Source organism: Spirillospora sp. CA-108201, from assembly GCF_050936235.1.
GTDB lineage: Bacteria > Actinomycetota > Actinomycetes > Streptosporangiales > Streptosporangiaceae > Spirillospora.
On the sequence record NZ_JBNJNE010000001.1, the window covers coordinates 792899 to 813901 of the forward strand.

A 21003-nucleotide genomic window follows, 5' to 3' on the forward strand; every position below is an offset into this window, starting at 1 on the left:
GTGAGGCGTGGCGGCCTACGTCGTCCGGCGCCTGCTGGTGAACGCGCTCGTGTTCCTGCTGATCAGCGTCGGGATCTTCGTGCTGGTGCGGGTCGCGCCCGGCGACCCGGTCCGCATGATGGTCGACCCCGAGCAGATGCGCGGCGGCGGCGCCGCCTTCATCGAGGCCAAACGGCACGAGCTCGGCCTGGACCGGTCCGTCGTCGTCCAGTACGGCCGCTGGCTGTCGGGCGCGCTGCACGGCGACTTCGGCTACTCCTACGTCGGGCACCGCCCCGTCTCGGCGGTGCTCGGCGAGCGGGTCGGGCCGACGCTGCAGCTCATGGCCGCCGCCCTGGCGGTCGCGCTGGTGGTGTCGGTCGCGCTCGGCGTCGCAGCCGCGGTGCGCCGCAACACCGCGGTCGACTACGGGGCCACCGCCCTCGGCCTGGCCGCGGTGTCGGTGCCGCCGTTCTTCCTCGGCATCGTCGGCATCTACCTGTTCTCCCTGAAATGGGGCGTGCTGCCGTCGGCCGGGATGACCACGCCGGGCGGGGGCGGCCCCGCCGACCAGCTCCGGCACCTGGTCCTTCCGGGGCTGATCCTGGCGCTCGTCACCGCCGGGCCGTTCACCCGCTACGTGCGCGGCGGCCTGGTGGACGAGCTGGGCGCCGACTACGTCCGCACGGCCGAGGCCAAGGGCGCGTCCCGGGCCCGCGTCGTCCTGCGGCACGCGCTGCGCAACGCGCTGATCCCGCTGATCACCGTGGTGATGTACCAGATCCCGCAGATGCTCGCGGGCGCGGTGGTGATCGAGCAGGTCTTCGCCTGGCCCGGCATGGGGCAGCTCGCGGTCAGCTCGATCGGCCAGCACGACTACCCGGTCATCGTCGGGTTCGCGCTGTACGTGGCGGTGCTCGTGCTGCTCTGCAACCTGATCGCGGACGTGCTGTACGCCGTCGTCGACCCGAGAGTGAGCCTGCGATGACCGCGACGCCCGCCGGCGCGCCGGCCGAGAAACCGAGAAGGTCCGGCAAGGGGGAGGCGGGCCCGCCTCCCCGGAACGCGCCGGGCGGCGGGGGCCGGGCGGGTTCCGCGTCGCCGCGGGCGCGGGCCGTGCGCCGGTTCCGCCGCAACCGGCTCGCCGTCGCCGGGGGCGCCGTGCTCGGCGCGGTGATCCTGGCGTCGCTGCTGGCTCCGCTGATCGCCGGCCATCCGAACGCGGTGGACCTGGACGCGGTCCGCGAGGGCCCGTCCGGCGCGCACTGGTTCGGCACCGACACCTCCGGCCGCGACGTGTTCGCCCGCACCCTGCACGCGGGCCGGGTGTCGCTGCTGGTCGGGCTGGCCGCCGCGCTCGGCGCCGTCGTGGTCGGCACGCTGTTCGGCTCGGTGTCCGGGCTGCTGGGCGGCGTGGTGGACAACGTGATCATGCGGATCGCCGACATCGTCATGTCGTTCCCGACCGTCGTGGTGATCCTGGTGCTCGCCGGGATCGTCGGGCCGAGCGTGACCGTGCTGATCGTCGCCATCGGGCTGACGCAGTGGCCGGTCGCGGGCCGGGTGGTGCGGGGCGTGACGCTGTCGCTGCGCGACCGCGAGTACATCCAGGCGGCCGAGGCGAGCGGGGCGAACGCGTGGTGGCTGATCCGCAAGCACATCGTCCCCGCGGCGCTGGCCCCGGTCACGGTGACCGGCACCCTGGCCGTCGCGCAGGCGATCATGCTGGAGACCACCGCGTCCTTCCTCGGGCTCGGCGTGCGGCCGCCGCAGGCGAGCTGGGGGAACATGCTGAACGACGCGCAGAACCTGACGCTGATCCAGACGATGCCGTGGCTGTGGATCCCGCCGGGCGTCGCGATCGCCCTGACGGTCCTCGCCGTCAACTTCGTCGGGGACGGGCTCCGCGACGCCGTCACGCCGGGAGGGCGCACATGAGCGCGCCCGCCGGGAAGGCGAGCCCGCGGGAGACCCCGGGCGGGGCGGCGGGACGCCCGCTGCTGGAGATCGAGGACCTGGTCGTCGAGTTCGCCGGCGACGAGGGGACCGTCCGGGCCGTGGACGGCGCCGGCTACACCGTCGCGCCGGGCGAGACGCTCGGCGTCGTCGGCGAGTCGGGGTCGGGCAAGAGCGTCACGGCGATGTCCGCGCTCGGGCTGGTCCGGCCGCCGGGCCGGGTCGTCTCGGGACGCGTCGTGTTCGACGGGGCCGACCTGCGCGCGATGCCCCCGCGCGAGCTGCGCCGGCTGCGCGGCGGCCGGATCGCGATGATCTTCCAGGACCCGATGACCGCGCTCAACCCCGTGCTGTCGGTCGGCGCGCAGATCCGCGAGGCGCTGCGGCTGCACCGGCCGGACATGTCGCGCTCGCAGGCGCGCGAGCGGGCCGCCGAGCTGCTGGCCCTGGTCGGGGTGCCGGGTGCGGAGCGGCGGCTGAAGCAGTACCCGCACGAGTTCTCCGGCGGGATGCGGCAGCGCGCGATGATCGCGATGGCCATCGCCAACGACCCCGACCTGCTCATCGCGGACGAGCCGACGACCGCGCTGGACGTGACCGTCCAGGCCCAGGTGCTGGACCTGCTGCGGCTGACCCGGCGGGAGACGGGCGCCGCCACCGTGCTGATCACCCATGACCTCGGCGTGGTCGCCGAGCTCGCCGACCGCGTCGTGGTGATGTACGCCGGGCGGGTCGTCGAGCACGGCCCCGTCGAAGCGATCTTCGACTCGCCCCGGCACCCCTACACGCGGGGGCTGCTGGAGAGCCTGCCCGCGCTGGACGGCGACGCCGGGGAGCTGACCCCCATCCCCGGCGCGCCGCCCGCGCCGGGCGAGATCGCGCGGGGGTGCGCGTTCGCGCCGCGCTGCCCGATGGCGCGGGACCGCTGCCGGGCGGAGCGCCCCGAACCCGTCCAGTCCGGCCCGGGGCGGGCGAGCGCCTGCCACTTCCACCACGAGATGGCCCCGCCCGGCGGGGAGAAGGGAGGCGACCGATGACCGGAACCGGCGGGCCGCGGCCCGAGCCGCGGCCGGACGAGGTGCTCGGCGTCACCGGCCTCACCCGGCACTTCCCGGTGCGGTCGGGGCCGCTGCGCCGGCGGACCGGCAGCGTCCACGCCGTCGACGGCGTCGACTTCTCCCTGCGCGCCGGGCGGACGCTCGGCCTCGTCGGTGAGTCGGGCTGCGGCAAGACGACCACGGGACGGATGGCGGTGCGGCTGCTGGAGCCCACCGCCGGGCGGATCACCGTGGCCGGGCGCGACGTCACCCGCGCGCGCGGCGCCGAGCTCCGCGCGCTGCGCCGCGACCTGCAACTGGTCTTCCAGGACCCGTACGCGTCGCTGTCGCCGCGGATGACCGTCCACGACATCGTCGCCGAGCCGCTGCGCGTCCAGGGCCGCTACGAGGACGGCGGGCCCGAGCGCGTCGCCGAGCTGCTCGACATGGTGCGGCTCGCGCCCTCGCACGCCCGCCGGTACGCGCACGAGTTCTCCGGCGGGCAGCGCCAGCGCATCGGGATCGCCCGCGCGCTCGCTCTCGGCCCGAAGGTCCTCGTGCTGGACGAGCCGGTCAGCGCCCTGGACGTCTCGATCCAGGCGCAGGTCGTCAACACGCTGCGGGAGCTGCAGCGCGAGCTGGGCGTGGCGTACCTGTTCATCTCGCACGACCTTTCGGTGGTGCGGCACGTATCGCACGAGATCGCCGTGATGTACCTCGGGACGATCGTGGAGCGCGGCACCCGGGAGGAGATCTTCGGCGGCCCCGCGCACCCGTACACGCAGGCGCTCCTGTCGGCGGTGCCGCGCACGCGGCCGGGCGCCCGCGGCGGGCGCGAGCGGATCATGCTGACCGGGGACGTGCCGAGCCCGATCGACCCGCCCTCCGGCTGCCGGTTCCGCACCCGCTGCTGGAAGGCGCGCGACATCTGCGCGACCGAGACGCCGCCGCTCGTCGCCCGCCCCGGCACGGGCCATCCGGCCGCCTGCCACTTCGCCGAGCCGGCCGTCGCGCCGGCCACCGCCTGACCTCGCCACCGAAGGAGTCACCATGCACGACGCCGACCAGCGCCTGGCCGCCGCCTCCCCGGACCCCGGGCCTGCGGGGGAGCGCCCGGCCGTCGCCGCGGCGCGCCGCTCGGGGGCGGTCCTCGTCGCCTCCGGACAGGTCGCCGCCCGCGACGGCGGGCTCGTCGCCGAGGGCCGCGTCGGGGACGAGGTCACGCTCGACACGGCCCGCGCCTGCGCGCGGCAGTGCGCCCGCAACGTCCTGGCCGCCGTCCGGGACGAGCTGTCCGGAGACGGCGGGCTCGGGGCGGTCGAGCACGTCGAGTCGGTGTCGGTGTGGGTCGCGTCCGCGCCCGGGTTCACCGACCAGCACCTGGTGGCCGACGCCGCGACCGCGCTGTTCACCGAGGTGCTCGGCGACGGCCCCGGGCGGCACGCGCGGGTCGCGCTCGGCGTCGCCGCCCTGCCCACGGGAAGCCCGGTCGAGGTGGGGGCCACGTTCCGGCTGCGACCGGAGGCGGCCGCGTCGTGACCGATCTGCTCATCACCGGCGGGACGCTCGCCGACGGCACCGGGGCCGCGCCGCGGCGGGCCGACGTCGCCGTCGCCGGCGGGCGGGTCGAGCGGATCGGCGACCTGGCCGGACGTCCCGCGGCGCGGACGATGGACGCGTCGGGGCACGTCGTCGCACCGGGGTTCGTGGACGTCCACACCCACTCCGACCTGACCCTCCTGTCGGCGCCCGAGGCGCGCAGCGCCGTCCGGCAGGGGATCACGACCGTCGTGGTCGGCAACTGCGGCCTCGGCGTGACGCCCGTCGCCGGGCACGATCTGGAGGCGCTGCGCGCCGCCGCCGGCTACCTCGACCTGGACCCGGCCGTCCGCTGGGACTGGACGGACCTGCCCGGCTACCTCGCCGCGCTCGACGCCGCGCGCCCCGCCGTGAACGTGGCCGCGCTCGTCGCGCACACGCCGCTGCGCGCGGCGGCCGTCGGGTTCGGCGACCGCCCGGCGGACGCCGCCGCGCTCGACCGGATGCGGGGGCTGCTCGGCGACGCGCTCGCGGCGGGCGCCGCCGGCGTCTCCACGGGGCTGGTCTACGCGCCCGCCTGCTACGCCCGGGAGGACGAACTGGAGGCGCTCGGCCGCACGGCCGCGGCGCACGGGCGGCTGTTCGCCTGGCACGTCCGCGACTACGCCGACGGGCTGCTCGACTCCGTGCGCCAGGCGCTGCGGGTCGCGGCCGCGACGGGCTGCCGCACCCAGATCTCGCATCTGGTCGCGGTCGGGCGCCGCAACCACGGCTCCGTCGCGCGGGCGCTGGAGCTCATCGACGCGGCGCTGGCCGCCGGCCTGGACGTCGGCTTCGACATCTACCCCTACCTCGCCGGGAACGCGCCGCTGTCGCAGCTGCTCCCCGCATGGGCGCAGGAGGGGGGCGAGGGGGCGATGCGGGCCCGGCTCACCGGCCCCGCCGTGCGTGCCCGCGTCCGGGACGAGTGGCGGGACCTGCCGAACGCGTGGGACGACATCGCCGTCGGGGGCCGCGCCGTCACCGCCCTCGCCGCCGACGCCGGGACCGGCCCGGCGGACCTCGTGCTCGACCTGGTCGCCGAGCACGGCAACGCCGTCCAGATGGTGGCGGGCGGGCGCAGCGAACACGACCTCGCCGACGCGCTGACCCACCCGGCCGGCGTGATCGGCTCGGACGGCCAGGCCCTCGACCCCGCCGGGCCGACCGGCCGCGGCACGCCGCACCCCCGCTCCTACGGCTGCTACCCGCGGCTGTTCGCCGCGCACGTCCGGCCGGGCCGGCTCGGGCTCGCCGAGGCGGTCCGCAAGTGCACGTCCGCGCCCGCCGAACGGGCGGGGCTCGCGGGGCGCGGCGTCCTGCGGCCGGGGGCGGTCGCGGACATCGTCGTTTTCGACCCCGCGCGCATCGCCGATCGGGCTACGTTCGCAGCACCCCAGCGGTATCCGGACGGGATCCGCGCGGTCGTCGTCGGCGGCCGCGCCGTCGTCGAGGACGGCGCGCACGGCGACGCCCGGCCCGGCGAGATCCTGCGCGTCCCCTGAACCGCGCATCCCCAGAACAGAGACGAGGCACCCATGGACAGAGCCAGAGGGACGAGAGCCGCCGGCGCGCGGCCCGCGGCCCGCCGCGCCAACGTGGACGACGACCGCCCGGCGGCGGCCAACTACCACGCCAACGCCCTGGCGCGGGGCCTGGCGCTCCTCGAACGTCTCGCCGCGCAGGGCGGCTCCCTCACCCTGAACGACTTCTCGGCCGGCACCGGCCTGCCGAAGAGCACGCTCGTGCGGCTCCTCGGCGTGCTGGAGGAGATGGGCTACGTGGTCCGCGCCGACGAGCGGCCCGCCTACCGGCTCGGCCACAAGACCCTGACGCTGTCCACCGCGTACCTGACCGGGCTGGACCTGTCCCAGGTGGCGGGCGGCCACCTGGCGAAGGTCGCCGAGGCCACCGGCCAGACCGCGAACCTCGGTGTGCTGGACGGCCGGGAGGTGCTGCACGTGTGCGTCCGCGAGCCCGACCGGCCGATCCGCTTCCACACCATGCCCGGCACCCGCGACGCCGCCCACTGCACCGGACTCGGCAAGATGCTGCTCGCCCGGCTCGCCCCGTCGGGGGTCGCCGCGCATCTGCCGCCCGAGCCGTTCCCGGCCCGCACCGAGCACACCCTCACGACGGCGAGCGCCCTCGCCGAGGACCTGCGGGCCACGGCCGAGCGCGGCCACGCCCTCGACGACAACGAGGGCAGCGTCGGCCTCCGCTGCGTCGCCGTCCCCGTCGAGGTGGACGGCGACTGCGTCGCCGCGCTCAGCGTGTCCGGGCCGTCCGCCGAGTTCGACGGCGACCGCCGCGCCCGCTACCTGGACGGGCTGCGGGCCGCGGCGGCCGGCCTCGCGGCCGACGCCGACGTCGTCGCCGCCCTGGAGTACCTGCGCTCGTCCCTGCGCTCCGGCGCGCCCCGCACCCGGGAGGATGCTTGATCGACTTCCACACCCACTGCCAGCGGCCCGAGCACTGGGGCCCCGAGTGGGACCATCACTGGAAACCCGTCTACGGGCGGGGAGCCCACGAGTTCACCCCCGCCGACTACGACCGCGCGATGGCGGACGTGACCGCGGCGTGCGTGTTCGGCATCCGCGCCACGGCCGCCGGGGTCCTCACCCCGAACGAGTACACCGAGAGGTTCTGCGCGCAGACCTCCACGGAGACGATCGGGTTCATGGCGCTCGACCCCACCGACCCCGACGTGCTCGACCAGCTCGCCGACGGCGTCGCCCGCGGGCTGCGCGGCATCAAGCTGTACCCGGTGCTGGCGCTGTTCGACCCGCGCGACACCGTCCACGACCCGTTCTACCGGGCCGCGGCCGACGCGGGGCTGGTCGTCCTGTGGCACATGGGCGCCACGCCGAGCCCGGCCGGCGACCTGTCGGTCAGCAACCCCCTGGTCGTGGACGACGTCGCGCGCCGCCACCCCGGCCTCGTCCAGATCATCGCGCATCTCGGGCATCCCTGGCAGCGCGAGACGATCGTGACCCTGCGCAAGAACCGCCGGGTGTACTCCGACGTGTCGGCGTGCTGGGCCCGTCCCATGGACGGCTACCTGGCGCTGGCCCGCGCCCAGGAGTGGGACGTGGTCGACCGGCTCGTCTTCGGCTCCGACTTCCCGCTCTGGACGCCCGCCGAGGCCGTGGCCGGGCTGCGCGCGATGGCGGGACAGCGCCCCTCCGGCTTCCCGGAGATCAGGAAGGAGACCGTCGAGTGGCTGCTGGACGGGGACCCGCGGCCCCGGATGGGACTGGCGTGAACGCCGACCTCCCGCCCGGCGGGCTGCCCCTGGACGCCCTGCCGACACCCGCGCTGGTCGTCGACCGGGCCCGCATGGAGGCCAACCTGGCCGCCATGGCGGGCGCGATCGGCGCCGCCGGGGTCGCGCTGCGGCCCCACTTCAAGACGTCCAAGTGCCTCGCGGTCGCGCGGCGCCAACTCGCCCACGGCGCGCGGGGGTTCACCTGCGCCACGCCCGCCGAGGTGCGGCTCCTCCAGGACGCGGGCGTCGAGGACGTCCTGTGGGCGCACCAGCCGGTCGGGCCGGCCAAGGTCGCCATCGCCGTCCAGGCCCTGGCCAGGGGAGGGCTGACCATCGCGCTCGATTCGCTTGAGGTCGCCGAGCCGTTGTCGCAGGCGGCCTCCTCCAGCGGCGTCACCGTGCCCTTCGTCCTGGAGGTCGACACAGGCCTGCACCGGGCGGGAGTCGACCCCGGCAGGGCCGTCGACACCGCCGGCGCGCTCTGCGCGCTGCCCGCTCTGGAGATGCGGGGCGTCCTCACCCATGAAGGGCACCTCGCCGCGCACGGTCCCGACCGGCCCGGGCTGGAGGCTGCCGGCGACCTCGCCGGACGCACGCTGGCGCAGGTCGCCGAGGCGTTGCGCACCGCGGGGCACGAGTGCGGGCTGGTCTCGGTCGGCTCGACGCCCGGCGCCACGTCCGCGCCGTTCGCCGCGGGGGTCACCGAAGCGCGTCCCGGTACCTACGTCTATTTCGACGCGAACCAGGTCGGCCTGGGCAGCGCCGAGATCGGCCAGTGCGCGCAGACCGTCCTGACCCGCGTCACCAGCGCCCAGCGCCCAGGAACGGTGATCATCGACGCCGGGATCAAGGCGATGAGCTCCGACTCCGTCGCGACCGCGGGAACGCTGGGCGTCGTCTGCGACGCGTCGGGCGATCCGCTGGACGGGCTTGAGTTCGCGGGCGGCAACGAGGAGCACGGCTACCTCACCGGGCCCGGCGCCGCCGGCCTGCGCGTGGGCGACCTGCTGCGCGTCGTCCCCAACCACGCCTGCGGCACGACCAACATGTGGAGCGCGCTGTACTTCGCGGACGGCGGCCGCGCCGTAGAACGCCACCCGATCCGGGCGCGCCATTAACCGAATTCGAGCATTGACATGGAATGATATTCCGTGTTCTATCCGGAAACCATGCGAATGCATCGAGGTATTTCCATCGCCGTGGGCGCGCTGCTCGCGCTGGGGCTTCCGGGCGCCGTGGCGCACGCGGGCCCGTCCGCCCCGCCGGCCCCGGACCGTCCCGACGTGATCGTGGCCCAGGCCGCGCCGGGCAAGAAGCTGCACTTCCCCAACATGGAGCGGCTCGCCGACGGGTCCCTCGTCGCGGTGGCGCGGGAGGGGGCCGGGCACACCGGACAGGACGGCCGGCTGCTGATCCTCGACAGCCGGGACGGCGGCCGCACCTGGTCGTCGCCCAAGGCCGTGCACGACTCCCCGTACGACGACCGCGACCCGATGATCACTCAGCTCCGCTCGGGCCGGCTCCTGCTGAGCTGGTTCCAGATCGACTACTCGGTCGCGCCGCCCGAGCCGATGGGCGTGTTCGTCCGGCACAGCGACGACGGCGGGACCACCTGGTCCGAGCCCGCGGCGGTGCGGACCTCGATGAGCGGCGAGTCCGACGTCGTCGACACCTACGAACTGGGATGGGCGGCGAGCCACGGCCAGATCAAGGAGCTGCCCTCCGGCGAGCTGATCATCCCGCTCTACGGCACCGTCCCCGACGACCGCTGGCAGCGCGCCACGGTCGTGCGCAGCCCGGACGGGGGCGAGACCTGGCACGCGAACACCGAATCGCTGATCGCGTCCGCGCAGGGCACCCACTACCAGGAGCCGGTGCTCACCGTCCTGCGCGACGGGACCGTCCACGCCCTGCTGCGCATCGGCACGGCGGCCTCCACGATGGGCGCGGTCCACTCCCAGGAGTCCTGGTCGCGCGACGGCGGCCGCACATGGTCGCCCCCGGCCGAGATCGACCTGGTGACCTCCTCGGCCCACACCGAGGTCCTGCGGAACGGCGACGTCTTCCTCGCCTACGGCGACCTTTCCGGGCACTTCACCAACCGCCGCGGCACCGTCGGCGCCGTCCTGCGCGACCCCGGCCGGCCGTGGACGGGGGCGCCGCGCGAACTGGTGTACGACTCGGGGACCGGCGACCAGGCCAACCCCGCCGTCGCGGAGGTCCGTCCCGGCCGGGTCCTCGTGCTCGGCTTCGACTCGAACCGGAGCCAGCTGGTCGGCGACTTCGTCGACGTGGCGAGCATCCGGCCCGAGCCGGCGGATCCGCGCCGCGTGGACCTCGCCGCCCTGAACGCCGCGGGACGGCTCGGCATCGACACCGACCTGCTGTACACGACTCCGGGCCGGCCGAACGTGGGACGCGCCGGCCCGATCGACGGCGTGGTCGGCTACTACGACGCCGCCTGGAAGGCCACGGCGGCCCCCGCCCAGTACACGATCACGTTCGACGGGCCGACCAGGGTGACCGAGGCGGGCGTCGCGCTCAAGCCGGGCTACGCCGAAGCGGCGAAGGTCAGCGTCCGGACCGCGGACGGCGCGTGGCACAGGGTCGGGGACCTCGACCACACCGTGCGGTGGGGGGACGACCTCACCTGGTTCCGCGTCGACGCCGGCGCCCCGGTCGACAGCATCAAGGTCGAGATCACCCGGTCCGACGGTGCGGCCGTCCTGGCCGAGTTGGGCGTGCGCGCCCCCGCCGCCCCCTGACGCCGAACCCTCGCGTCCCGCCGAACGGCCGGCACGCCGCCCCGCGTGGCGTGCCGGCGCTCGCCGCCGGGCCCGCTCGCGCGGCGGACGGGCGTCACAGCGACTCGATGAGGCGCAGGGACGCCTTGATCTCCTCGTCGGTGGGGGCGACGTCGACGGTCTCTCCGGAGAGGTGGCTCTCGTAGGCGCCGAGGTCCAGCAGCCCGTGTCCGCTGAGACCGGCCAGGACGACCCGCTCCCGGCCCTCCTCGCGCGCCCGTACCGCCTCGTCGATCGCGGCGGCGACGGCGTGGGCCGACTCGGGGGCGGGAACGAGCCCCTCCGCCTTCGCGAACGCGGCGCCGCTCTCGAAGACCCGGGTCTGCGGGTAGGACGTCGCCTCCACCAGGCCGTGGTCGTACATCGCGCTGACGATCGGAGCGGCGCCGTGGTAGCGCAGGCCTCCGGCGTGGATGTGGTACGCCGTGAACGCGTGGCCGAGGGTGTACATCTTGACCGCGGGAGTCACACCGGAGTAGTCGGTGTAATCCATCATGTAGCTGCCCCTGGTCATCTTCGGGCACGCGTCGGGTTCGACCGCCAGGAACCGTGTGCGGACGTTCTCCGCCGGCGCCGCCCGGAAGAAGGGGAAGGTCAGCCCGGCGAAGTTGCTGCCCGCTCCCATCGCGCCGATCACGACGTCGGGGAACTCGCCGGCCAGTTCCATCTGCAGCAGCGCCTCCTCGCCGATGACCGTCTGGTGCATCAGGACGTGGTTCTCCCCGCTGCCGATCGAGAACCGCGCCTGGCTCCGGCCGTTGGCGTACTCGATCGCCTCGGCGTTCGCGATCCCCAGGGTGCCCGGCGACTCCGGGTCGGCGCGCAGGGCGGCCCTGCCGACCTCCGTCCTCGTGCTGGGACTCGGGATCACCTCGGCGCCGTTCAACCGCATCAGCGTGCCCCGGTACGGCTTCTGCTCGTAACTGGACCGCACCATGAAGACGGTGCACGCCATCCCGTACGGGTGGCACGCCATCGCGAGCGCGGTGCCCCACTGGCCGGCGCCGGTGCCCGTCACCATCTCCTCGACGCCGGACCTGCCGTAGTAATAGGCCTGCGCCAGCGCGGTGTTCATCTTGTGGCTGCCGGACGGGCTCGTGCCCTCGTACTTGAAATAGATGTGCGCCGGGGTGCCGAGAGCGGTCTCCAGCCTGGACGCGCGGAAAAGGGGGGTCGGCCGCCAGCGCTGGTATTCGGACCGGACGGGGCCGGGGATCTCGACGAACCGCTCGCGGCCGATGCTCTGGCGGTACATCGACAACGGCAGTTGCGGTCGCAGCGGTGCCGCACCGCCGTTCTCCGGCGGCGCCGGCCGCGCTGGGGGCACCTCGATCGGAAGGTCCGCGAGGACGTTGTACCAGTGCGTGGGAACCCTGTCGCGGTCGAGTTCGAAAGCCTCGCGCATCTTACGCTTTTCCGCCCTCCGCGCCGATGATTCCGCTGATCATGTCGACCAGGCTTCCCACGTTCCTCAGTTCCGCGTCCATGACGTCCTCGTCGTCGATTTCGATGTCGAACTCTTTCTCGATCTCCACGAGGGTGTGCAGCAGGCTCAGCGAGTCCATTCCCACGGTCGGCGAGAAGAGCGAGACGTTCTCGTCGAGCCGTTCGGGGGCGATGTCCAGATCGAGAACGCGGATCATGATGCTCTTGATCCGCGCCGCCAGGTCGACGTTGCCGGCACGATCCATGGCATGCACCTCGTCTGGGGGCGTCGGCCTCGGAAACGGTGAAGGAAAGTCGGCTCGGCGGGAATCGCTCCCTGCGGATGGAATGCGCTCGCCGGGGGGAGAACAGCGCCTCGCATACCGGCGAGCCGGCCGTCCGAGCCTCGGTTCTCGCCGACGAACCGGTGGCGGGCCGTCCATGGCCGGAACGTTTTCCGCTTCGATTGGTTGACGGTCCGTACCGTACGACAGGCGTCCGGGGGGCGCAAGAGGCCGTACGAGGCCCCGCGCCGCGCCCATTTGGCAGAAGTTGGGCTTCTCAAGATCGCTTCACGGATGCACAATGGCAGCGATCGGTGCGGCGCGGCCGGGTTTCCCGCAGTCCGCCCGGCGGACCGGAGGGGCGACGCTTGCGATTCCGCACGGTGGTGGCGCCGACACGGCGATCCGCGGCGCGCGCGTCGCCGGGCGCCCGGCCATGACGCCGCCGTTGTAAAGCAGGCGGTCGTCCGGCGATTCTCGATATGGCATGACATCCCGCTCGGGGTATTGGAGAGCCATGCGGATCGAATGGGACGATGGCCAGGACGGGCTGTACCGCGATTTCCGCGCGTTCGGCGAAGAAGCGCTGAGCAGGGATGTGGCCGAGCGGGACAGGGCCGGAGTGTTCAGCCGCGACGATTGGTCCCGTTGCGCCGGACAAGGCGTGCTCGGACTGCTCCTGCCCTCGGAGTACGGGGGGTCGGGACGCGGTCCCCTCGACTACGTCCAGGCGATGGAGGGGCTCGGCCACGGCTGCCTCGACAACGGCCTCATGATGGCGATCGGCGCCCACGTGCTGGCCGTCGAGGTGCCGGTCTGGAAGTTCGGCGACGAGGGCCAGCGCCGCCGGTACCTGCCCGGACTCGCCGCCGGCCGCCTCGTCGGGGCCAACGCGATGACCGAGCCGGGAAGCGGCTCGGACGCGCTGGCGCTCGCCACCACGGCCGAGCGCGACGGCGACTCCTATCTCCTGACCGGACGCAAGCGGTACGTCACGAACGCGCCGGTCGCCGATGTCTTCATCGTCTACGCGACCGTCGACCCGGAACTCGGATTCACCGGAGTCACCGCCTTTTTGGTGGAGCGGGACGACCCCGGCGTCTCGGTGAAGGAGCAGGCGGAGAAGATGGGCCTTCGCACCGCCCGCTGGGGAGAGGTCGAGCTGGACGCCTGCCGGATCCCCGCCTCCCGCAGGCTAGGCGCCGAAAGGCAGGGATCCGCGGTGTTCGCGCGGACGATGGCGTGGGAACGGGCACTCCTCCTGGCGCCGTGGCTCGGGGTCATGCAGCGCGAGATCGACGAATGCACGCGCTTCTGCCGAAGGCGCCGCCAGTTCGGCAAGCACATCGGGCGCTACCAATCGGTCTCCAACCGCATCGTCGACATGCGGATCCGCTGGGAGATATCCCGCATGCTCCTGCGCCGCGCGGCGGCGGAGCTCGACGGCCCGGAGGCGAGCATCTTTCCCGAAGTCGGCAAGCTGTACGTGAGCGAAGCGGCGGCGGACGTCTTCACCAGCGCGATGCAGGTCTACGGAGCGCTCGGCTACTCCTGCGACGGGCGCGCCGAACGCAATCTCCGGGACGCCCTCGGAATGACGATCTCGTCCGGCACCTCGGACCTGCAGCGAGTGATCATCTCCGGAAAGCTCGGCCTCGCCTGGCCGGACACCGGGGGAGACGGGGAGGGAAGGTGAACGGTCTGAACGACCGCCTGCGCCATTGGGCCCGGGTCCGGCCCGACGCTCCGGCGGTCGAGTCGCAGGGCGAGGCGATGACCTACGGCGAGCTGGATCGGCTCAGCTCGGCCCTGGCCCGCACGCTGATCGACGGCGGAGTCGTCCCCGGTGACAGGGTCGCCCTGTGGCTGCACAAGTCGATCGAGTCGGTCGTCGCCGTGCACGGAGTGCTGAAGGCCGGTGCGGCCTACGTGCCCATCGACCCGAGCGCGCCCTACAAGAGGGCCGGCCACATCATCGCCCACTGCGAGGTCGCCTGTGTGATCGCCCAGGACGACCGGGTCGAATGGCTGCGGAAGAACTCGTCCTGCCGGATCGTGTCCGTCGGCCCCGCGCCGGACGCGTCCGTCATCGGCTGGGAAGAGGCGGTCGCCGCAACCTCGGCGGAAGGCGCGCGCGAACCGGTCGTCGACGTCCACAGCCCTGCCTTCATCCTCCACACCTCGGGATCCGAGGGCATTCCCAAGGGCGTGGTGCTCTCCCACGGAAATGCTCGCGCGTTCGTGGAATGGGCGGTCGACGAGTTCGGCCTCGGCCCCGCCGACCGGGTCTCCAGCCATGCGCCGTTTCACTTCGACCTGTCCGTGCTGGACCTGTTCGCCACCTGCGCGGCGGGCGGCTGCGTGGTGCTGGTGCCGGGGAGCCAGGTCGGGCTCGGGGGCGCCCTCACCAGGTTCGCGGTCGAGTGGCGCATCACCGTCTGGTACTCGGTCCCGGGCGCGCTGACCCGCATGCTCGCCGCGAAGAACGGCGGGCTGCTGGCCGGGTCGCGGCTGCGGGTCGTCCTGTTCGCCGGTGAGACGTTCCCGATCGCCCGGCTCCGGGAGTTGCGCTCGCTCATCCCTGATGCGGACTTCTACAACCTCTACGGTCCGACGGAGACCAACGTCTGCGTCTTCCACCGCGTCCGCGAGTCGGACGTCGCCGGCCACCGCCGGCACCCCGTGCCGATCGGACGCGCCTGCCCGTACGCGGCGACGTTCGTCGTCGACGGGTCCGGGCGCCCGGTGGTGCACGAGCCGGGAGCGTCGGGGGAGCTCTGCGTCGCCGGGGACTCGGTCATGCTCGGCTACTGGCGGGACGGCGGCCTCACGGCGGAGAAGACCGTGCGGATCCCCCGGGACGGCGCGGAGCCGCTGGACGCGTACCGGACCGGGGACCTGGTCCGGCTCGACGACGAGCTGAACTACGTGTTCTGCGGGCGCGAGGACGACATGGTGAAGATCCGCGGCCACCGCGTCGAGATCGGCGAGATCGAGGCGGTGCTGTCGGCAGCGGACAACGTCCGGGAGGCCGCGTGCGTCGCGGTCGACGACGGAACCGGGGAACGGGTCGTCGAAGCGTACGTGGTGCCCGCCGCGCACCCCCTGGACGTCTCCCAGGTGCGCCGGCACTGCCTGACCGAGATCCCGCGCTACATGGTTCCGGAGCGGTTCCATGTCAGGTCGGCGCTCCCGGTCACCGGCACAGGGAAGATCGACCGGAGGCGGCTGGGCGAGACCCGGGCGGACCCGCGATGAAGGTCCTGGCGGAGACCTGGCGGAGCGCCGCGATCGGCCGGGAGAAGACGGTGAACGTCCTTCTGCCGTCGAGGTACTCGTCGGCCGGCCGGGCCTTTCCGGTGCTCTACCTGCTGCACGGCTTCGGCGGCAACCGGAACACTTGGCTCCGGTGCGGCGACCTCTCGACCGCCGTGGACTCGGCCGGGCTGGTCGTGGTCCTTCCCGAGTCCGGCCGCTCATGGTTCATCAACGACGCGCGGGGGCGGCGCTACGAGGACTACCTGGTGGAAGAGGTCGTCGGCCATGTCGACGGCGCCTTCAACACCGTGGCGTCCCGGGACGGGCGGGGCATCGGCGGGTTCTCCATGGGCGGGGCCGCGGCCCTCTACCAGGCGTTGCGGCACGGCGAGGTGTTCTCGGTCGTGTGCAGCAACGCCGGCGCCTTCGAGGCCCCGTTGCGCGAAGGCGATCCCTACGACGATCTGCGGTCCGGGCAGAGGCTGGCCATGCCGACCACGCGGGACCACGAGCGCGTCTGGGGGCCGGTCGGCAGCGAGGTCCGGCGCGAGTACGACCCCTACCGGGCGATCCGGGACCGCGACGCGAAACACGCGATCGACGTGCACCTCGACGTCGGCCTGGACGACTATCCCCGGATGATCGAAATGAACCGCAGAATGCGAGCGGCCCTTTCGGACGGTTCCGTGCCGCACCGGTACCGGGAACGGCCCGGCGGGCACGACTGGGAGTTCGTCAACGCCGGTCTTCCCGACCTCTTCGCGTTCGCCCGGAGCCGCCTCCTGTCCGCCTGATCTGCGCGCACCCCCAAGACGACGACGGAAGGAGCGCACGTGTGCGGCATAACCGGATGGGCCGACTGGACGAGGGACCTCTCCCAGCAGGGCCCCGTCGTGACCGGCATGACGCGGACGCAGGCCCCGCGGGGCCCGGACGACGAGGGCACGTGGCTCTCCCGCCACGCCGCACTGGGCCACCGGCGGCTCGCCGTGATCGACATCGAGGGCGGGCGGCAGCCCATGCTGCGGAACGGGCGGCACGGCGAGCCGGTCGTCATCACGTTCAGCGGCGAGATCTACAACTTCCACGAACTCCGTGCGGAGTTGCGCTCGGCCGGCTGGTCGTTCGGCACCCGGTCGGACACCGAAGTGCTGCTGACGGCGTATCTCCAGTGGGGTGCGGATCTCGTCACGCGACTCAACGGCATGTACGCCTTCGCCATCTGGGATGAACGAGCGCAGCGACTCCTCCTGGTCAGGGACCGCCTCGGCATCAAGCCGCTCTACTACGCCGAGCTGGGCGACGGGCTCATTTTCGGCTCCGAGCCCAAGGCCCTGCTGGCCCACCCCGAGATGAGGGCCGAGGTGGACCTGGAGGGCCTCGCCGAGCTGACGGCCGTCCCGCGCGCGAGGACGCCCGGCCACGCCGTCTACCGCGGGATGCGGGAGCTCAAGCCCGGATGCCTGGTCGTCGCCGACGCCTCCGGCTGCCGCGAACGCCGGTACTGGCAGGTGGAGGCCCGCCCCCACGCCGAGGACTTCCGCACGACGACGGCCGAGATCCGCTCCCTGCTCACCGACGTCGTCGGGCGCCAGATCGTGGCGGACGTACCGGTCGGGACGCTGCTGTCCGGAGGGATCGACTCCAGCGCCATCACGGCCCTGGCAGCCCGGGAGTTCGCGGGAGAACTGGCCAGCTACTCGGTGAGCGTCCCGGCGCCCGCCCGGCCGGGGAGCGACCTGTGGCGGCCCAGCCCGGACGAGCCCTACGCGCGCCTGGTCGCCGAACGGCTCGGGCTCAAGCACTCCGTGGTCCAGGTCGGCACCGACAGCCTCGTCGAGGGGATCGGCCGCGGCCTGCGGGCGCGCGACCTCCCCGGATGGGGCGATCTCGACATCTCGATGTACCACCTGTTCCGCGGGGTCCGGGAGGACTGCACGGTGGCGCTGTCGGGGGAGTCCGCCGACGAGATGTTCGGCGGCTACACCTGGCAGGTCGACGAGCGGTACGTCCGGCACACGTCGTTCCCCTGGATGTACGCGCGGCGCCAGCCGCAGGTCCTGCTCCGCGAGGAGGTGAGGCGCGCGATCCGGCCCGAGGACTACGAGGCCGACCGCTACCGCGAGGCGCTGGCGGAGGTCCCGCGCCTGGACGGCGAGGACCGCGCCGGCCGCCGGCAGCGGGAGGTCTTCCACCTAGGCCTGACCCGCTGGCTGGGCGCGCTGCTGGACCGCAAGGACCGGATGAGCATGGCCGTCGGCCTCGAAGTGCGGGTCCCCTTCGCCGACCACCGGCTCGCCGAGTACCTGTTCAACGTGCCCGCGGACCTGAAGGCCGACGGCGGGACGGAGAAGGCGCTGCTGCGCCGGGCGTGCGCGGACCTGCTGCCGGAGGAGATCGTCGGCCGGCCCAAGAGCGCCTATCCGGCCAGCCGCGACCCCGGCTACGTCGAGACGCTGAAGAACCTGGTCGTCGAGATGACCGGCGAACCGGGCGCCCCGCTCTTCGACCTCATGGACCGGGCGAAGGTGCGCCGGGCGGTCACCTCCGAACTGGACGCGCTGCCCGGTCCGATCACGGCCCGGACCTCCGCGATCGGCCTGTCCTACCTCCTCGAACTGAACCGGTGGCTCACCGGGGTCCGCGTCGTGGCGTGACCCGCGCCGTCACCGCCGCGTCCCCTCCGCCCGCCCGTAGCGCCGCCGCAGGTCCTCTTTCCGGATCTTCCCCGTCGCGGTCGTGGGCAGGACCTCCAGGAGCTCCAGCCGCCGCGGCCAGTACGCCTTGGTCATCCCGGCCTCGCCCAGCGAACTCCGCAGCTCCTCAAGGGTGACCGGGTCGGTCGCGGAGACCGGCGCCACCACGGCGCAGATCGTCTCGTCCTCGTGCTCGTCGGGCAGGCCGATGACCGCGACGTCGCGCACGCCGGGGTGCCGGCCGATGATCGACTCCAGGTCGGCGACCGGCGCGATGTTCGCGTTGCGCAGGATCATGTCCTTGGCCCGGCCGGTGATCCGGATGCCGCCGCGGCCGTCCGGGCGGGCCAGGTCGCCGGTGTCGAACCATCCGTCCTCGTCGAGGTCGGCCGCGTACAGCTCGTCCCGCCGGTAGTAGCCGAGGCACTGCGTCGGCCCCCGCACCCACAGGACGCCCTCGCCTTCGGTCCGGTCCGAGACGGGGTCGATCCGCAGCTCCATGTCCGAGATGGGACTCCCGTCGCTGTGGGCGGCCCAGTCCTCGGGGTCGTCCGGGCGGGTGATCGTCACCGGGCCGTTCTCGGTCATGCCCCACAGCGAGTACAACCGGAGCCCGAAGACGCTCTCGGTCTCGCCGATGAAGTACGGAGGTATCGGCGCCGACCCGCTGACCAGCCACGCCAGCGCGGGCAGCGCGCGCGGCGCGGACCGCTGCTCCTTGAGCAGGCTCAGCAGGTAGAAGGGCGCGCAGTAGAAGAACGTGACCCCGTGCTCGGCCATGAGGTCGAGGGCGTCGCCGGGGTCCTTGGCGTCCTGGAACGCCATGGTGCCGCCCAGTGCCAGCGGCATCAGCATGCCCTGTACGACGCCCGTGTAATGCGTGTAGAGCGCGGTGGTGTACATGACGAGCGACTCGTCGAGGCCGAAGGTCCGCGCCTCGCCGCGAATGGCGGCGTAAAGCGTGTTCTGGCTGTGGAGCACCCCTTTGGGATCGCTCGTCGTGCCCGAGGTGAACAGGACCAGATAAGGGTCGTCGGCGCCGAGTTCCCGCTCGTCGAGCAGATGGCCGTGCCGTTCCTCCCAGGCGGTTCCGAAGAAGAACGACTCGAACTCGTCGGTGCCTTCCGGGCCATGGCCGTCCGCGACGAACACGCGCTCCAGGGACGGCAGTTCGCCGGCCAGCTCGGCGCCGAGCTCGCCCAGCCGGTCCCCGTTGTCCTCGGCCATGGTGACGAGGACCCGCGCCTCGGTGACGCGCAGCATGACGTCGAGCTCGCGGCGCCGGTAGGTCTTCATGAGGGGGCAGTACACGACCCCGGCCCGGATGCAGCCGAGCGTGATCGCGGCGAGTTCCCACCTGTCGGTGAGCTGGGCCGCGAACACGTCGCCGGGACGCAGCCCGAGCTCGACCAGCGCCCCGGCGCACCGGTCGGCCGCCGCGAGGAGCTGCGCGTAGTCGAGCCGGTGCGTCCGACCGTCGGCCTGGCGCCGGGTGACCACCGCCGCCTTTCCCGGCCTTTCGCGCACGTGCCGCCGCAGGTCGTCGGCAAAGGTCTCGTCCCGCCACCAGCCGCGGTCACGGAAGTTCGCAGAGGCCATGGTCATGTCAGCACCGCAATCACATCTTCGGGAAGGGTGGACCGGTCCGCGCGCAAACGGAGATCAACATAACTCGGATTCGCCTTTCGTCACACCCCCCGGAAGTCCGCGCGCGTTGCGGTGACGCCTTTACCCGAGGGCCGCGGCCGCCCGTTCGCTCGGACCGTGCGCCTGGGCTCCATCCACTGCGGGACCAACGTCCTGCGCGCCGCCCCCGCCGGCCTGCGATGGGTGGCGCCGAATCCCGCGGGAGGCGGCGTCAGCGGCCGAGGTCCCGGCCGCCGAACCGCCAGGCGCCGAAGGCGAGGAGCGCCGCGGTGACGGCGGTGAGGACGGCCGCGTCGGTGAGCCGGAATCCGTTCTTCAGCGGTTCGCCGCCGATGTAGTAGTGGAAGGGGGTGAGCGCGCGGAGCCGGTCGGCGCCGATCCGGGGGGCGAAGCCGTTCAGGGCGTAGGCCAGCACTCCCGTCCCGGCGGTGACGCCGAAGACGAAGGCCCGGCCCCTTCCGGTGGCCGCGCCGAGGGCGGTGGACAGGGCGCCGAAGACGAGGGCCAGCAGCGCCAGGTCGAGGGTCTGCGCGGTGAAGCCGGAGACGGTGACGGAGTCCAGTTCGGCGCCGTCGCGGACGGCGAGCATCGCGGCCAGCACCGCGCCGGCGATCGCGACGGCTCCGGCGGCGAGGGCGGCGAAGCGGTGCAGCAGCAGGCGGGTGCGTCCGATCGGGTGGGCCAGCAGCAGGTCCAGGTAGCCGGACTCCTCGTCGGCGGAGATCATGCGGGCGCCGGTGGCGGCGCCGTAGAAGGTGGCCAGCAGCGGCACGAGCAGCCCGAACACCGCGCCCTGGAGGTAGCCGGCGGCCGAGGCCGGGTCGTCGAAGCCGAACCCGCTCACGGCCTCGGGCACGGTGCCGGCGGCGTCCGCGGCGACCTGCGGGTAGAAGCCGGCGTACGCCATGGCCAGCAGGCCGGTGGCCAGGGCCCACGCGGTGAAGACGCGCCGGTTGTCGAAGAGCGTCCTGGTGAACATCGAGCGGCTGAACGCGCGGCCGGGGCCGGAGGCTCCGGGAAGGCCGGCGTCGGGGGCGGTGGTCGTCATCCTGCGTCCTCGGAGGTGGGCTC

The 21003-nt window shown here is 73.4% G+C and carries 18 protein-coding genes; 14 read left to right on the plus strand and 4 right to left on the minus strand.

The features are described from left to right. The first annotated feature begins 7 nt into the window (after positions 1–7). Genes ACQEU6_RS03860 through ACQEU6_RS03905 form a run of 10 tightly spaced genes read left to right on the plus strand, consistent with a single transcriptional unit; the run spans position 8 to position 10583 of the window. Positions 8–967, plus strand: coding sequence for an ABC transporter permease (locus ACQEU6_RS03860; RefSeq protein ID WP_499329198.1), 960 nt, complete (start codon positions 8–10; stop codon positions 965–967). Continuing rightward, positions 964–1917, plus strand: a complete 954-nt coding sequence (locus tag ACQEU6_RS03865; protein WP_499329199.1) for an ABC transporter permease — start codon at positions 964–966, stop codon at positions 1915–1917. The genes ACQEU6_RS03860 and ACQEU6_RS03865 overlap by 4 nt, the downstream gene beginning before the upstream one ends. Then, positions 1914–2972, plus strand: coding sequence for an ABC transporter ATP-binding protein (locus tag ACQEU6_RS03870; protein ID WP_499329200.1), 1059 nt, complete (start codon positions 1914–1916; stop codon positions 2970–2972). Before ACQEU6_RS03865 ends, ACQEU6_RS03870 begins: the two co-directional genes overlap by 4 nt. Then, complete coding sequence (locus ACQEU6_RS03875) at positions 2969–4000, plus strand: ABC transporter ATP-binding protein (protein ID WP_499329201.1); 1032 nt, start codon at positions 2969–2971, stop codon at positions 3998–4000. The genes ACQEU6_RS03870 and ACQEU6_RS03875 overlap by 4 nt, the downstream gene beginning before the upstream one ends. A gap of 22 nt (positions 4001–4022) precedes the next feature. Beyond that, entirely contained in the window at positions 4023–4511 is a 489-nt protein-coding gene (locus tag ACQEU6_RS03880) for a RidA family protein (RefSeq protein WP_499329202.1), read from the plus strand. Beyond that, positions 4508–6055 (plus strand): N-acyl-D-amino-acid deacylase family protein, encoded by a 1548-nt coding sequence (locus ACQEU6_RS03885; RefSeq protein WP_499329203.1) that lies wholly within the window; start codon positions 4508–4510, stop codon positions 6053–6055. The genes ACQEU6_RS03880 and ACQEU6_RS03885 overlap by 4 nt, the downstream gene beginning before the upstream one ends. A 33-nt stretch (positions 6056–6088) precedes the next feature. After that, positions 6089–6991, plus strand: a complete 903-nt coding sequence (locus ACQEU6_RS03890; RefSeq protein WP_499329204.1) for an IclR family transcriptional regulator — start codon at positions 6089–6091, stop codon at positions 6989–6991. Beyond that, positions 6988–7815, plus strand: a complete 828-nt coding sequence (locus ACQEU6_RS03895) for an amidohydrolase family protein (RefSeq protein ID WP_499329205.1) — start codon at positions 6988–6990, stop codon at positions 7813–7815. Before ACQEU6_RS03890 ends, ACQEU6_RS03895 begins: the two co-directional genes overlap by 4 nt. Then, positions 7812–8936, plus strand: coding sequence for an alanine racemase (locus ACQEU6_RS03900; protein WP_499329206.1), 1125 nt, complete (start codon positions 7812–7814; stop codon positions 8934–8936). Before ACQEU6_RS03895 ends, ACQEU6_RS03900 begins: the two co-directional genes overlap by 4 nt. 57 nt (positions 8937–8993) lie before the next feature. Continuing rightward, on the plus strand, positions 8994–10583 hold the full coding sequence (locus ACQEU6_RS03905) for a sialidase family protein (protein WP_499329207.1): 1590 nt from the start codon (positions 8994–8996) through the stop codon (positions 10581–10583). A 94-nt stretch (positions 10584–10677) separates the two neighbouring features. Here the strand turns inward: ACQEU6_RS03905 and ACQEU6_RS03910 are convergent, their stop codons facing one another. Together ACQEU6_RS03910 and ACQEU6_RS03915 are read right to left on the minus strand one after the other, a co-directional pair. Further along, positions 10678–12027 (minus strand): TrpB-like pyridoxal phosphate-dependent enzyme, encoded by a 1350-nt coding sequence (locus ACQEU6_RS03910; RefSeq protein WP_499329208.1) that lies wholly within the window; start codon positions 12025–12027, stop codon positions 10678–10680. Position 12028: 1 nt separating this feature from the next. Further along, positions 12029–12313, minus strand: coding sequence for an acyl carrier protein (locus ACQEU6_RS03915; RefSeq protein ID WP_499329209.1), 285 nt, complete (start codon positions 12311–12313; stop codon positions 12029–12031). A gap of 535 nt (positions 12314–12848) precedes the next feature. On the opposite strand from ACQEU6_RS03915, the gene ACQEU6_RS03920 reads away from it, so the two are divergent. Genes ACQEU6_RS03920 through asnB form a run of 4 tightly spaced genes read left to right on the plus strand, consistent with a single transcriptional unit; the run spans position 12849 to position 18246 of the window. Continuing rightward, a complete protein-coding gene (locus ACQEU6_RS03920; RefSeq protein WP_499329210.1) occupies positions 12849–14027 on the plus strand; it encodes an acyl-CoA dehydrogenase family protein in 1179 nt (392 codons plus the stop codon). Then, positions 14024–15589: an amino acid adenylation domain-containing protein gene (locus ACQEU6_RS03925; protein ID WP_499329211.1), complete on the plus strand. Its 1566-nt coding sequence runs from the start codon at positions 14024–14026 to the stop codon at positions 15587–15589. The genes ACQEU6_RS03920 and ACQEU6_RS03925 overlap by 4 nt, the downstream gene beginning before the upstream one ends. After that, a complete protein-coding gene (locus tag ACQEU6_RS03930; protein WP_499329212.1) occupies positions 15586–16383 on the plus strand; it encodes an alpha/beta hydrolase in 798 nt (265 codons plus the stop codon). The genes ACQEU6_RS03925 and ACQEU6_RS03930 overlap by 4 nt, the downstream gene beginning before the upstream one ends. A gap of 39 nt (positions 16384–16422) precedes the next feature. Next, complete coding sequence (gene asnB / locus ACQEU6_RS03935; RefSeq protein WP_499329213.1) at positions 16423–18246, plus strand: asparagine synthase (glutamine-hydrolyzing); 1824 nt, start codon at positions 16423–16425, stop codon at positions 18244–18246. A 9-nt stretch (positions 18247–18255) separates the two neighbouring features. Here asnB and ACQEU6_RS03940 read toward each other — a convergent pair whose 3' ends face one another. Together ACQEU6_RS03940 and ACQEU6_RS03945 are read right to left on the minus strand one after the other, a co-directional pair. After that, entirely contained in the window at positions 18256–19890 is a 1635-nt protein-coding gene (locus ACQEU6_RS03940) for an AMP-binding protein (protein ID WP_499329214.1), read from the minus strand. A 253-nt stretch (positions 19891–20143) separates the two neighbouring features. Beyond that, the gene (locus ACQEU6_RS03945; protein ID WP_499329215.1) at positions 20144–20980 is read right to left on the minus strand and encodes an ABC transporter permease subunit; all 837 of its coding nucleotides are present in this window, start codon (positions 20978–20980) and stop codon (positions 20144–20146) included. Positions 20981–21003 lie beyond the last annotated feature (23 nt).